Consider the following 13,185-nt stretch of genomic DNA (forward strand, 5'->3'; position numbering starts at 1 on the left):
AATAGCGCGGCACAGGGATGTGCCGCCATTGGCGCAAGTCAATGCGAGCCCGCGAAATACCAGCCATTTCGCACAATGGCGCCCGTATTTCGCGGGCGGCAATCAAACAGGTCAGGACGACCTGTTTGATTGCCGGGTTAATAGTTGAAGGGGTTGTGTGGCTGAGGTGGCCCGTGCTGACCGCTTTAAATCCGGCCTGTCCGCGCGGGGCCAGGCCGCGGCTCAAGGTGCCGGCAGTGCCATGTTTGCCGGGCTCAGAGATCCGGCCCCATGTTCAAATGCAGCCGCTGCGGCGCATTGGGCTCGCTGACGGCCCAGGCAATGTCCAGCCGGACGGGGCCGATGGGAGAGCGCCATCTGAGCCCGATGCCGACACTTTTTTTGAGGCTGGCCTGCCAGTTGTCCATGGCGTTGCCGGTGTCGAAGAAGGTGGCCAGGGCCCATTTGGGCGCCAGGTCAACTTCATATTCCACGCTGCCCACCAGCATTTGTTCCCCGCCGGTGGCGCGGCCGCTGGCGTCTTTGGGACTCAGGCTGTTGTAGGCGAAGCCGCGCACACTCTGGTCGCCGCCGGTAAAAAAACGGACCGAGGCTGGCAGGGCGTTGCGGCCGGCATGGCGGGTCCAGCCCGCTTCGCCGCGCAGGAGCAGGCGGTCGGGCCCCAGCAGGGGGCGGATGAACTTGGCCTGGCCGCGCAGCTGCAGAAAACGGGTGTCGGACAGTACGGCGTCATGGGCGCCACGGACATCAAAGAGCAAACGCCAGCCCCGCCGGGGATGGATGCGCCGGTCCGCCTTGATCTTGGACCAGCCGATGCCGGGGATCAGCAACACTGAATCGCCCTGGCTGCCACCCACGGTGTAGTTTTCACTCTGGTAGGTGAGGTGCGCCGTTTCCAGCCACTTGTTGCCCCGGCTCACGGTACGGCTGAGATCCAGCGCATAGCTCTCGCTGGTGCTGGTATCGGGATGGTCGTCAAGCCAGCGGGAGCTGAGGGCGATTTCATCGGTGCGCGGGTCGCGGATGGGCCAACTGTAGCGCAGGATGAGGCTGTTGCGGATGGCGGAGGCCTCGTAGGCGGCGTTGAAGCGGTGGCCCTGCCGGTTTACCCGCCTGTTCTCGTAGCCCAGGCGGCCGCGCGGTCCGGTGTCGGTGCCATAGCCCAGGCCGGCGCTGTAGCGGTGCCTGGGCCTGGGGGTCAGGGTGACGTCGATGGGAATGCGCTCGCCGGCGGCATCGGCGCGGCGGGGCTGGATGTCCACATTGGCGAAGTAGTCGCTGTCCAGCAGGGTGGATTGCAGTTCCAACAGGGCGGTGGTGCTGTAGGGCTTCCCGACTTTGAAAGCGGCCAGCCGCTCCAGCAGTCCGGGTTCCAGGATGTCCTGGTGCAGGCGCAGGGGGCCGAAGCGGTAGCGGGGGCCGGTTACGCCGTAGAGGACGGCGGCGGCCCGGTTCGTCTCGCGGTCTATGCGCAGCTCGTGGCGGGTGAACCGGAAATCAAAATAGCCGTGTTCCGCCGCCACGCTCTCCAGCCGGGCTTTGCTTTTTTCGTAGTCGCGATGGTCCAGCGGTGCACCCGGTGCGAGGGGCAAGGTGGTCAGGGTCTGCTGGAAGACCGGGTCGTTTTCCCCGGGTCCGCTGAGCTGCACGTCCACCGTCGCCAGGGTCATGCGTGGGCCGGGGTCGATGGTGTAACGGGCCCGCCAGCGGCCCTTTTTTTCCTTGAGGCTGGCGGTGACGGTGGTGTGGTAATAACCGAAGGGTTCCAGGGCTTTTTTGATCTCGTCTGGTGCCGCCTGGTGCAGGCGCCGCAGCCGTGCCTCGGTGAGGGCCGGATCATCCTGTTGGCGTGCCAGTCGCAGATAGGCCATCACGTTGTCCAGCAGCTCCCCGCTGACGCCGCTGACGTCCACTTTGAGCGCGAGGGCTGCCCCTGCCCCCGCGGGCGCCGCCAGCAACAGGACGGCGAGGGCCAGGGCCAGGGGGCGGACCGGGGCGCCGGAGCGGAGCGGGGTTGGTGACAGCACGGCGCAAGTATAGCCTCCCGCCGGTCTGATAAAATACCTGCCCTTTTTAGTTCCCCCGGTGGTCGGGAATGCCGGCTGGCCGCCGGGCGGGACCGGGGAGGGGTTTTTTCTTTCACCACCGCATCCCAACCGCCCGAGTATCTCATGAGCGTAGGTTCCCACGACGTGTTATCCGAGCTGCACACCTTGAGCGATTTTATCCGCTGGGGCGCCAGCCGTTTCAATGAGGCCGGCCTGCATTTTGGCCACGGCACCGACAACGCCGTGGACGAAGCCCTGGTGCTGGTGCTGCACGCCGTCCACCTGCCCCCCGGGCAGCCGGCGGAGCTGTTGGCCTGCCGCTTGACCCACAGCGAAAAAGAAGCCGTGCTGGCCTTGTTGGAGCGGCGTCTCAAAGAGCGCCTGCCCGCGCCCTATCTGACCCACGAGGCCTGGTTTGCGGGGCTGTCTTTTTATGTGGACGAGCGGGTGCTGGTGCCCCGCTCTCCGCTGGCGGAGCTGATCGAGCAGGGATTTGCGCCCTGGGTGAGCGGCCCGGTGCGGCGGGTGTTGGATCTGGGTACCGGCAGTGCTTGTCTCGCCATCGCCGCCGCGCTCGCCCTGCCTGAGGCGGAGGTGGATGCGGTGGATATCTCTGCCGATGCGCTGGCCGTGGCCCGGATCAACATTCAGCGCCATCAGCTGACGGAGCGGGTGCAGGCCATCCAGTCGGATTTGTTCGCCGCCCTGGCGGGGCGGCGCTATGAACTCATCATCAGCAATCCCCCCTACGTGGGCGCCGCCAGCATGGCCGCCCTGCCCGCGGAGCACCGGCGCGAGCCCGCCCTGGCCCTGGCCTCGGGGGAGGACGGCTTGTCTCACACCCGCCGTTTGTTGCGCGCGGCGGCGGATTATCTCAGTGAGGAGGGGGTGCTGATCGTGGAAGTGGGGGAGAGCGACGAAGCCCTGGCGGCGGCCTGCCCGCAAGTGCCCTTTACCTGGCTGGAGTTTGAGCGTGGCGGTCACGGCGTGTTTCTGCTGCGGCGGGACGAGCTGGTGCGCTGCCGCGACCTGTTCCGGGCCTGAGCGCGGCGCAGCGATCTCCCCCCGCTTTGCGTTAGAATGGGCCCATTTACCGTCAGGAGCCGCCCGTCCATGGAGCAAACACTCGTCTTCGACCCGGAATTGATCCGCCGCTATGATAAATCGGGGCCGCGCTACACCTCTTATCCCACGGCGGTGCAGTTCCACGAAGGTTTCGGTGAGGCGGATTACCGGGCGGCGGCGCTCGCCAGCAACGGAGCGGGCGGGCCGTTGTCGTTGTATTTCCACATTCCCTTTTGCGACACGTTGTGCTTTTACTGCGGTTGCAACAAGGTGGTCACCAAGAACCGCGACCGCGCCGCGCCCTATCTGGAGCGCCTGCACCGGGAAATCGCCTTGCAGGGTGGGCTCTTCGACCGCAGCCGGCCGGTGGACCAGCTTCACTGGGGTGGCGGCACGCCCACCTTTATCAGCCACGAGCAAATGCGCGAGCTGATGCGTGTGACCGGCGAGCACTTCGCCCTCAAGGATGACGACAGCGGCGAGTATTCCATTGAAGTGGACCCCCGCGAAGTGGATGGTGACACCCTGGCCCTGCTCAGGGAGCTGGGCTTCAATCGCCTTAGTCTGGGCGTGCAGGACTTCGATCCCAAAGTGCAACAAGCCGTCAACCGCATCCAGCCGGAGGCGGTGACCCTGAGCACCCTGGCCGAGGCGCGCCGCCTGCAATACAAATCTGTCAGCATCGATCTGATCTACGGCCTGCCTTTCCAGTCGGTGGACAGCTTTGGCGCCACGGTGGACAAAATCATCGCCGCCGCTCCCGACCGCCTGTCGGTATTCAATTATGCCCATCTGCCCGAGCTGTTCATGCCGCAAAAACGCATCAAAGAAGAAGACCTGCCCAGCCCGGCGGAAAAGCTCGCCATTTTGCAGATGACCATCGAGCGCCTGCAACAGGCGGGCTACGTCTACATCGGCATGGACCACTTCGCCAAGCCCGACGACGAACTGGCCGTGGCCCAGCGCAGTGGCACCCTGTACCGGAATTTCCAGGGCTATTCCACTCACGCCGATTGCGACCTGGTGGCGCTGGGCATCACCTCCATCGGCATGGTGGGCCCTACTTATTCCCAAAACGTCAAAACCCTGGATGAGTACTACGCGCACGTGGACGCCGGCCGCCTGCCCGTCTACCGCGGCATTGCCCTCAGCGACGACGACGTGTTGCGGCGGGAAGTGATCACCCGGCTCATCTGCCATTTCGAACTGCACACCGGCGATATCGAACAACGCTTCGGCATCGACTTCGGCCGCTACTTTGCGAGTGAATGGGCGGCTTTGGAAGAGATGGCCGCTGACGGTCTGGTGAACCTGTCTTCCGGGCGCATTGCTGTCGCCCCGGCGGGGCGCATGTTGATCCGCAACGTCTGCATGGTGTTTGATCATTACTTGCGCCAACCGTCCCGGCAGCGTTATTCCAAAGTCATCTGAGGCCGCCAGGCTGCCATCGCCGGCAGGCGCGGTGGGGCGCTTGCGGATTGTTTGAATTTACTTACGCCCATATGAGAGGACCTTCCATGAAAACATCCCTGACGCTGACCCTGCTCATCCTTGCCGGCAGCGCCACTGCCGCCCCGGCCGGTGATGCCGCCGCAGGCCGGGCCAAGGCCAAGGCTTGTGCCGCCTGTCATGGTCTGGACGGCAAGGGTCGCATTCATCTGGCCGGCAAGAACGCCGACTATCTGGCAGCACAGCTCCACGCCTTCAAGCGCGGCCAACGCAAAAGCCCCATGATGAACACCCTGGCCGGCAAGCTCAGCGATGAGGATATTGCCGATCTGGCAGCCTATTTCGCGGCGCAGTAATTTCTCAGCCCTCCCATTGAAAAAGGGGGCGGGGTTGGGGGGGGCAATTCACACCTCGCGTGGCGATTCATTGTGCGGTAGTGGTGCATTCCCCCTGCCCGCCCTTGTTTATTTCAAGGGGGGACGAGGTGGTGAAAGTGCGATTGGTGCGTATGCCTCAGTGCTGAACCGCTTCAGCATAAAGATCATGTTCATCTGCGTTGGTGACGGTGACGTCCAGCCAATCCCCCGGTTGAGCCGCTGCTGTACCCGATACGATGACTTGCCCGTCTATCTCCGGCGCATCGGCGGCGCTGCGGGCAATCACTGTGTCTGCGATGATGTCATCCACCAGGACGGTCATAGTTTGTCCGACCCGTTCCTGCAACTTGTCGGCGCTGATGCGCGCCTGGGTTTCCATGAACAACTCCAGACGTTCTTCCTTGAGTTCTTCGGGCACAGCGCCCGGCAGTTCGTTGGCGCTCGCGCCCGCGACCGGGGAGTAGGCGAAACAGCCGACCCGGTCCAGTTGTGCCTCTTCGAGAAAATCCAGCAGCATGTCAAAATCCTGCCCGGTCTCGCCTGGAAAGCCAACGATGAAGGTGCTGCGCAAGGTGATTTCCGGACAGATTTCGCGCCAGCGCCGGATGCGGGCCAGGGTGTTTTCCGCGCTGGCGGGACGCTTCATGGCTTTGAGAATTCGGGGACTGGCGTGTTGGAAGGGCACATCCAGATAAGGCAGGATTCTGCCTTCCGCCATCAACGGAATGACCTCGTCCACATGGGGGTAGGGGTAGACGTAGTGCAGCCGCACCCAGACCCCCAGCTCGCCCAGGGCGCGGGCCAGTCCGGTGATGCGGGTTTTTATGGGCCGCCCGTTCCAAAAGCCGGTGCGGTACTTGAGGTCCAGGCCGTAGGCGCTGGTGTCTTGGGAAATGACCAGCAATTCTTTTACGCCGGCCTCCACCAGGCTTTCCGCTTCTTCCATCACACTGCCAAGGGGCCGGCTCACCAGGTCGCCGCGCAGGCTGGGAATGATGCAGAAGGTGCAGCGGTGATTGCAGCCCTCCGAGATTTTTATGTAGGCATAGTGGTGCGGCGTGAGTTTGATCCCGTGAGGCGGGATCAGACTGGTGCGGGGGTCGTGCCGGGGCGGCAGGTGGTGGTGGACGGCTGCCATCACCTCCTCCAGGGCGTGGGGGCCGGTGACCGCCAGCACCGCCGGATGGGTCTCTTTGACGATGCCGCCCTTGGCCCCCAGACAGCCGGTCACGATGACTTTGCCGTTTTCCGCCAAAGCTGCGCCGATGGCCTCCAGGGATTCTTCCACTGCGGCGTCGATGAAACCGCAGGTGTTGACGATGACCAGGTCGGCGCCTTGGTGGCTGGGGCTGATGGCGTAACCCTCGGCGCGCAGCCGGCTGATGATGCGTTCTGAGTCCACCGTGGCTTTGGGACAGCCGAGGCTGACGAAGCCGACCTGGGGTATGGTCGGGGAAAAGGTGACGTTCATGATGGAGTGATGCTGGTCAAAAAAACCTATTCTATTAACCCGGCAATCAAACAGGTCGTCCTGACCTGTTTGATTGCCGCCCGTGAAATACGGGCGCCATTGTGCGAAATGGCTGGTATTTCGCGGGCTCGCATTAACTTGCGCCAATGGCGGCACATCCCTGTGCCGCGCTATTAACCCGACAATCCTAATTGCCGGGTTAATAATAGCGTCGTTGTCCGCTGAGTACCTGTGCTCTGTGCCGGTGTTTTCCTCATCGCAGGGCGCTTGGGTGGGCGCATGCGCCTATATGTCCCGCCGATGTCTGGGACAAAGCGCTCTTCGCGGGGATGAGGTTTTTTGTGGCCCCCCGGGCGGGGCGCCGCAGCGATGCGGGCTCAGCGTGACCGGGCAAAGACGATGTTCACCACGTCGCCATAGACCTCCACAAAATGCGCCTTCATGCCCGCTTTGATGTGCGACGGGATTTCGTCAAAGTCGGCCCGGTTGCTCCCGGGCAGGATGATATCTTTGATACCCACCCGCCGGGCGGCGATGGCTTTCTCGCGGATGCCGCCCACGGGCAGGATGTCGCCGCTGAGTGTGAGTTCGCCGGTCATGGCAATGCGGCGGCGGGTTTGTTCTCCCCGGGCCAGGGACAGCAGGGCGGTGGCCATGGTGATGCCGGCGGAAGGACCGTCTTTGGGAGTGGCGCCGGCGGGCACATGCAGGTGGATGAAGGCTTTGTCGAAAAACTCCGGGTTGGCGCCGAAGTCAAAGGCATGGGAGAGCACATAGCTGTAGGCGATCTCCGCGGATTCCTTCATCACCCCGCCCAATTGCCCCGTGAGTTTGAAGCCGCGGGCCAGTTCGTGCACGCGGGTGGCTTCGATGCTCAAGGTGGCGCCGCCCAATGGTGTCCACGCCAGGCCGGTGACCACGCCGATGCCGGTGGCGGGCCGTTCCTTCCGGAAGACGGGTTTGCCCAGGTAGTCCTCCAGATTTTTGCTGTTGACGCGGATCGGCGCTTGCTCCCCTTCCAGTATCTTTACCGCGGCCTTGCGGCAGATGGCGGCGATGCGTTTTTCCAGGTTGCGCACCCCCGCTTCCCGCGCATAGTGTTCGGCGATGTGCGCGACGGCGGTCTTGGCCAGCCTGAGTTGGCTTTTTCTCAGCCCGGCCCGTTCCACCTGCCGCGGCAGGAGATGATTCAGGGCGATGTTGACTTTTTCGCTGGCGATGTAGCCCGCCAGGCGGATCACCTCCATGCGGTCCAGCAGGGGACGGGGGATGGTGTCCAGCTGGTTGGCGGTACCGATGAACAGGGCCTTCGACAGGTCGAAGCGCAAATCGAGGTAGTGATCCAGAAAGCTGCTGTTTTGCTCGGGATCGAGCACTTCCAGCAGGGCGGAGGCAGGGTCGCCCTGATACGAGGCGCCGATTTTGTCCATCTCATCCAGCATGATGACAGGGTTGGCCACGTCCACTTCTTTCAGGGCTTGTATCACTTTGCCCGGCATGGCGCCAATATAGGTGCGGCGGTGGCCCTTGATTTCCGCCTCGTCGCGCATGCCGCCGACGGAAAAGCGGTAGAACCGGCGGTTCAGGGCCCGGGCAATGGAGCGGCCAATGGAGGTTTTGCCCACCCCGGGCGGGCCCACCAGCAGGATGATGGAGCCGGCGATTTCGCCTTTCAGCGCGCCCACGGCCAGGAATTCCACGATGCGCTCTTTGACGTCATCCAGGCCGTCGTGGTCTTGGTCGAGCACCTCTTTGGCGTGTTTCAGATCGAGATTGTCTTCGGAGTACCGGCCCCAGGGCAGGGCGGTGATCCAGTCCAGATAATTGCGGGTGACGGCGAATTCCGGTGAGCCCGTTTCCAATACCGCGAGCTTGTCCATTTCCTCATTCACCCGTTTGCGGGCGCTGTCACTGAGCGCCAGGGTTTTGATGCGGGCTTTGAATTTTTCCAGCTCCGCGGTGCGGTCGTCCTTGGCCAGGCCCAATTCTTTTTGGATGGCCTTGAGTTGCTCGCGGAGGAAAAATTCCCGCTGGCGGGCGGAGATTTTTTCTTCCACTTGTTTGTGAATCTTCGCCTGGGCCTGGGCGACCTCGACTTCTTTTTTCAGTAGCAGCAGCACCTTTTCCAGGCGTTCGATCAGGTCCACCGCTTCCAGCACGTTTTGCAGCTCGTGCTTGCTGGCGCTGGTGAGGCTGGCGGAAAAGTCGGCCAGGCGGGAGGGTTGCTCCGGGCCGAAGCGCTGCAAAAAGATTTTCAGTTCTTCGCCGTAGAGCGGGTTCAGGGGCAGCAGCGCTTTGATGGTGTTGATGATGGCCAGGGTGTAGGCTTTGAGTTCGTCCGAATCGCCGCTGTCCACCTCGGGGAAGTACTCCACCCGCGCGGCAAAGGGCCGTTCGGTGGAGATCCAGCGCCTGATGCGAAAACGTTGCAGGCCTTCCAGCAGCACCTGCACGTTGTCCTCCACCCGTTCCACCTTGTAGATGCGGCAGGCGGTGCCCATGGCGAAAAAATTGTCGACGCCTGCTTCGTCCACCGAATCGGTGTCCACCAGCACCAGTCCCACCATTTTGTGCTCGGCTTCCACAGCGGCCTTGACCGTGTCCAGCCAGCGCTCTTCGTCCATCACCAGTGGCATGGCCAGGGCGGGAAAGAACGGGCGGTTGGCCAGGGGCAGAATGGGCAAGACAGCGGGAAGAACCTCCGCGGCGGGTGCGGGGGCGGTGTGGGGCGGGGAATCTTCGGCCCGCTCCGGAGTGGGGTTGTCCTGGTCCAAGAAGGCGTCTCCATATGGGCTCTGGGTTGAACGGTAACATATTGAAAAACAGCAAAACAATTCCATCCGCAGTGGGTGGCGGCCCGTTTCGCCCCGCCCTTGGCTATAATGATCCGCCTTTCACATGTGAGACCGTCATGGGCCTGTTCGATTTCGATCAACCCGCCTTGTATGCGGTAATGGGTAATCCCATCCGCCACAGCCTGTCACCGCGCATCCACACCCTGTTTGCGGCGCAGACGGGGCAGCGCCTGAGCTACACCGCCATCCAGGTGGATCCAGGCGGTTTTTCCCAGGCGGTGTCCGGCTTCATCGCCAACGGTGGCCAGGGGCTGAACGTGACCGTGCCTTTCAAGGAGGAGGCCTGGGCCCTGGTGGACAGCCGCAGCGAGCGGGCCGACCGGGCCCGGGCGGTGAACACGCTAATTGTCCAGCGGGGCGGCCGTTTGCACGGCGACAACACCGACGGGGTGGGACTGATGCGCGATCTGCGGCGCAATCACGGTGCCGTGCTCGCGGATCGGCGGGTGCTGCTGCTGGGGGCCGGCGGCGCGGCGCGGGGGGTGCTGGCGCCGCTGCTGGCCGAACAGCCCCGCTGTCTGTTCATCGCCAACCGGACCGTGGCCCGGGCCGAGGAGTTGGCCGCGGATTTTGCGGATCGTGGCCCCGTTGCCGGCGGCGGTTTCGACGAACTGGCCGGGCGGCGTTTTGATCTGCTCATCAATGCCACTGCCGCCAGCTTGAACGGTGAGCTGCCGCCTTTGCCCGACGAACTCCTGGCCGCCGGAGCCTGGTGCTACGAGATGATGTACGGCGCCCGGCCCACCCCCTTCATGGGCTGGGCCCAGGCCCACGGTGCGGTGCGGGTGCTCGACGGTCTCGGCATGTTGGTGGAGCAGGCGGCAGAATCATTCTGCCTGTGGCGTCAGGTCCGCCCGGACACGGCGCCGGTGCTTCGCACCCTGCGGCAGGAACTGGGAGGCGGGGCCTCGTGATTCCCTGTTATGTGAGCGGCAAGGGGATGTTCGCCACTGACCTCACCCACGATTTCAAAGTGCGGGTGATTGAGTGCCTGGAGGCGTCCGGCTTAGGCTTCGACACGCGTTTTCGTTACTACCAGGCCCAGTTTCCCGGGCTGGAGGTTGCCGCCTTGGCCCGCAAGATTTGCGAGCCCATCGAATACTACGACCGGGACTGGCCCGCTTGGCGCGCCGCTCACCGGGACGAGGACGAGGAGACCGCCGTGACCCGCTTTTTTCTGGCGCGGGACGAAGGTTTTCGGGACCGGGCCCGGGCGGCCATTTATTGTTTCGACGAAGCGGGCTTCGGCTCCGGGGTGAACGTGATGCGGTTCATTCACGGGGGCACGCCGGTGCTGGGTTTTTACCACGCCGGGGCGGGCGGACGCCGCATCAACATCGGCAACGTGCTGCAATTGGCTCTGGAATATCCCGGGCGGGTGCGGCTGTGGCCCTATCACAGCCTGGACGAGGTGGCGGCGCGGGTGGTGGACTGGCTCAAGCACGGGTGCCGGTGCTCATGACCGCTGCCATCAGTGTTGCCGCAATCCACAAACACTATGGTCAACTGCATGCCCTCAAGGGGCTGGATCTCACCGTGCGGCAGGGTGAATTCTTCGGCCTGCTGGGACCCAACGGGGCCGGCAAATCCACCCTGATCGGTATTCTCGCCGGGCTGGTGTTACCCGATTCCGGGCACGCCTGCATCATGGGCCACGACGTGGTCCGGGACTACCGTCAGGCCCGCCGCAGTCTGGGTGTGGTGCCCCAGGAACTGGTGTTCGACCCCTTTTTCAGCGTGCGGGAAGTCCTGCGCATCCAGGCCGGCTACTTTGGCCTCGGCCGGCGCAACGTCGCCTGGATCGACGAGTTGCTGGAGGCTCTGGGTCTGGCCGATAAGGCTGACGCCAACATGCGCACCCTGTCCGGCGGCATGAAGCGGCGGGTGCTCATCGCCCAGGCCCTGGTGCACCGCCCCCCGGTGGTGGTGCTGGACGAGCCCACCGCCGGGGTGGACGTGGAGCTGCGCCGGTCCTTGTGGGCCTTCGTCAAGCGCCTGCACCGGGACGGCCACGCCATTGTGCTCACCACCCATTATCTCGAAGAGGCCGAAGCCTTGTGCGAACGCATCGCCATTATCAATCATGGCCGCCTGATTGCGCTGGACAGCACCCAGGCCCTGATGCAAAGGGGGATGGGGCGCAAGCGCCGCCTGTGGCTGACGCTGGCGGCGCCGTTGCCACGGGCCGCGGAGTCCTTCGCCGGGCGGCTGATCGCCCAGGACGGCGCGCGGCTGTGTCTGCAATTGGAAAAAGGCCGTGATTCCATCGTCGCGGTGCTGGATGCCCTGCGCGCCCAGGGCGCCCGGGTGTTGGATCTGGAAACAGAGGAAGCGGATCTGGAAGACGTCTTCATTGAGCTGACAGGTCATTCGGCATGAACGGCTACGGTGTGTTGACCTTGTTCCGCAAGGAAGTGACGCGATTCAAAAAGGTTGCCCTGCAAACGGTGCTGGCGCCCGTGGTGACGACCTTGCTTTATTTGCTGGTGTTTGCCCACGTGCTGGAGGAGCATGTGGAGGTCTACGATGGCGTCGGCTACAGTGCTTTTTTGATCCCCGGCCTTGTCATGATGTCCGTCATTCAAAACGCCTTTGCCAACAGCTCTTCCAGCCTGATTCAGTCCAAAATCAGCGGCAATATTGTCTTTATGTTGCTGGCACCGCTGTCCTACGCCGAACTTTACCTGGCTTTTGTTGCCGCGGCCGTCGTGCGCGGTCTGGCGGTGGGTCTGGGGGTGGCCCTGGTCGCCATGTTGTTTGTCGATCTGCCGTTGCACAGTGGTTCGCTTTTGTTGTTGTTCGCATTGTTGGCCAGCGCCATGTCCGGCAGCCTCGGCATGGTGGCCGGTATATGGGCTGAGAAATTCGATCAGCTGGCCGGTTTTCAGAATTTTGTCATTGTGCCCCTGTCCTTCCTAAGTGGCGTGTTTTATTCCCTCCATTCCCTGCCCGCCTTCTGGCGGGGGCTGTCCCGCTTTAACCCTTTTTTCTACATGATCGACGGCTTTCGCTACGCCTTTTTCGGGGTCTCCGACGTCTCGCCCTGGCTCAGTCTGACGGTGGTTTCGGCAAGCCTGTCGGTCCTTGCCGGTGTCACCCTGTATTTGCTGCGCGCCGGTTATAAACTCCGGTATTGATTGAATAAATCCGGGCCGCTGCGGGGCGGGCGGGGAGTGGGGCTTTGTGCTAACATGACCCCGTTTCCAGCAGCCATCCCCCCTGGTAGACATGCGCGAATACATCCGTCATCCCGCCAGTATCCCACTGGAATTCGACGTGGCGAACGGGGCGCGCCGTCAAACCAACTGTCTCGCCAATGTCAGCGCTGGTGGCCTTTGCTTTCATTCCCGGCGCTATGTGGATGAAGGCGAGGAAATCACGTTGCGTATCCCCGTTCTGGCGCCGGATTTCCGCGTCCAGGGCCGGGTGGCGTGGTGCCGGGCGACGCCCGAGGGATACGACGTGGGCGTGGCTTTTACCGGCGAGGCCGCCTTTCGTACCCGCATGATGGAGCAGATCTGCCACATCGAAGAATACAAGCAACGGGTGTGGCGGGACGAACAGCGCAAGCTCAGCAGCGAGCAGGCCGCCCGGGAATGGATAGCGCGCTACGCCGCCACCTTCCCGCAAGTGGACGACGAAGGAGAGGACAGGCATTAATGTCGTTAACTACCAAAAGCCAGAGGCAGATCAGAAAACGGCTGCAAAAACGGGTGGAAAACACCTTTGACCTGGATTTGCTGGACTACAAAAAACGCGCCGCACCGCTCAAATACAAGTCGAAAATCTTGGGGCTGGCCGTCGCGGCGGGTGTCTACGGTGTGGGGTTCGGCCTGGCCTATTTCGGCTGGAAAGCCGGTATTACCGAATACGACGTGTTCGCCAAAGTGGTGTGGATTTTCATGATTCCGGCCTCGGTG

The 13,185-nt window shown here is 63.1% G+C and carries 12 protein-coding genes; 9 read left to right on the forward strand and 3 right to left on the reverse strand.

What is annotated here, in order from left to right:
- Window positions 1-254 precede the first annotated feature (254 nt).
- Complete coding sequence (locus tag ENJ19_12455; GenBank protein HHM06530.1) at window positions 255-2,027, reverse strand: outer membrane protein assembly factor; 1,773 nt, start codon at window positions 2,025-2,027, stop codon at window positions 255-257.
- Between the two features lie 144 nt (window positions 2,028-2,171).
- On the opposite strand from ENJ19_12455, the gene ENJ19_12460 reads away from it, so the two are divergent.
- From ENJ19_12460 to ENJ19_12470, 3 genes are all read left to right on the forward strand, one after another.
- Window positions 2,172-3,092, forward strand: a complete 921-nt coding sequence (locus ENJ19_12460; GenBank protein ID HHM06531.1) for a 50S ribosomal protein L3 N(5)-glutamine methyltransferase — start codon at window positions 2,172-2,174, stop codon at window positions 3,090-3,092.
- A 69-nt stretch (window positions 3,093-3,161) separates the two neighbouring features.
- Window positions 3,162-4,544, forward strand: a complete 1,383-nt coding sequence (gene hemN / locus ENJ19_12465) for an oxygen-independent coproporphyrinogen III oxidase (GenBank protein ID HHM06532.1) — start codon at window positions 3,162-3,164, stop codon at window positions 4,542-4,544.
- An 86-nt stretch (window positions 4,545-4,630) separates the two neighbouring features.
- Entirely contained in the window at window positions 4,631-4,918 is a 288-nt protein-coding gene (locus ENJ19_12470) for a c-type cytochrome (protein ID HHM06533.1), read from the forward strand.
- A gap of 157 nt (window positions 4,919-5,075) precedes the next feature.
- Here the strand turns inward: ENJ19_12470 and rimO are convergent, their stop codons facing one another.
- Window positions 5,076-6,410 carry a 30S ribosomal protein S12 methylthiotransferase RimO gene (gene rimO / locus ENJ19_12475; GenBank protein ID HHM06534.1) on the reverse strand — a complete coding sequence of 445 codons (1,335 nt, stop codon included), beginning with the start codon at window positions 6,408-6,410 and terminating at the stop codon, window positions 5,076-5,078.
- Between the two features lie 377 nt (window positions 6,411-6,787).
- Entirely contained in the window at window positions 6,788-9,250 is a 2,463-nt protein-coding gene (lon, locus tag ENJ19_12480) for an endopeptidase La (GenBank protein HHM06535.1), read from the reverse strand.
- 113 nt (window positions 9,251-9,363) lie between these two features.
- On the opposite strand from lon, the gene ENJ19_12485 reads away from it, so the two are divergent.
- The 6 genes from ENJ19_12485 to ENJ19_12510 all read left to right on the forward strand — a co-directional run.
- Window positions 9,364-10,179 (forward strand): shikimate dehydrogenase, encoded by an 816-nt coding sequence (locus ENJ19_12485; GenBank protein ID HHM06536.1) that lies wholly within the window; start codon window positions 9,364-9,366, stop codon window positions 10,177-10,179.
- Window positions 10,176-10,727: a hypothetical protein gene (locus ENJ19_12490; GenBank protein HHM06537.1), complete on the forward strand. Its 552-nt coding sequence runs from the start codon at window positions 10,176-10,178 to the stop codon at window positions 10,725-10,727. Before ENJ19_12485 ends, ENJ19_12490 begins: the two co-directional genes overlap by 4 nt.
- Window positions 10,724-11,644, forward strand: a complete 921-nt coding sequence (locus ENJ19_12495) for an ABC transporter ATP-binding protein (protein ID HHM06538.1) — start codon at window positions 10,724-10,726, stop codon at window positions 11,642-11,644. The genes ENJ19_12490 and ENJ19_12495 overlap by 4 nt, the downstream gene beginning before the upstream one ends.
- Complete coding sequence (locus ENJ19_12500) at window positions 11,641-12,402, forward strand: ABC transporter permease (protein HHM06539.1); 762 nt, start codon at window positions 11,641-11,643, stop codon at window positions 12,400-12,402. The genes ENJ19_12495 and ENJ19_12500 overlap by 4 nt, the downstream gene beginning before the upstream one ends.
- A gap of 91 nt (window positions 12,403-12,493) precedes the next feature.
- On the forward strand, window positions 12,494-12,925 hold the full coding sequence (locus tag ENJ19_12505; GenBank protein HHM06540.1) for a PilZ domain-containing protein: 432 nt from the start codon (window positions 12,494-12,496) through the stop codon (window positions 12,923-12,925).
- A partial coding sequence (locus ENJ19_12510) for a hypothetical protein (GenBank protein HHM06541.1) occupies window positions 12,925-13,185 on the forward strand: 261 nt, incomplete at its 3' end. The genes ENJ19_12505 and ENJ19_12510, both read left to right, overlap by 1 nt.

The organism is Gammaproteobacteria bacterium (assembly GCA_011375345.1).
Classification (GTDB): Bacteria; Pseudomonadota; Gammaproteobacteria; order DRLM01; family DRLM01; genus DRLM01.

Excerpts from the sequence above, each read along its gene's own strand:
- ENJ19_12485 (HHM06536.1), top strand. The coding sequence starts at position 9,364 with ATGGGTAATCCCATCCGCCACAGCCTGTCACCGCGCATCCACACCCTG.
- ENJ19_12500 (HHM06539.1), top strand. The coding sequence starts at position 11,641 with ATGAACGGCTACGGTGTGTTGACCTTGTTCCGCAAGGAAGTGACGCGA.
- ENJ19_12460 (HHM06531.1), top strand. The coding sequence starts at position 2,172 with ATGAGCGTAGGTTCCCACGACGTGTTATCCGAGCTGCACACCTTGAGC.
- rimO (HHM06534.1), bottom strand. The coding sequence starts at position 6,410 with ATGAACGTCACCTTTTCCCCGACCATACCCCAGGTCGGCTTCGTCAGC.
- hemN (HHM06532.1), top strand. The coding sequence starts at position 3,162 with ATGGAGCAAACACTCGTCTTCGACCCGGAATTGATCCGCCGCTATGAT.
- ENJ19_12495 (HHM06538.1), top strand. The coding sequence starts at position 10,724 with ATGACCGCTGCCATCAGTGTTGCCGCAATCCACAAACACTATGGTCAA.
- ENJ19_12505 (HHM06540.1), top strand. The coding sequence starts at position 12,494 with ATGCGCGAATACATCCGTCATCCCGCCAGTATCCCACTGGAATTCGAC.
- lon (HHM06535.1), bottom strand. The coding sequence starts at position 9,250 with ATGGAATTGTTTTGCTGTTTTTCAATATGTTACCGTTCAACCCAGAGC.
- ENJ19_12470 (HHM06533.1), top strand. The coding sequence starts at position 4,631 with ATGAAAACATCCCTGACGCTGACCCTGCTCATCCTTGCCGGCAGCGCC.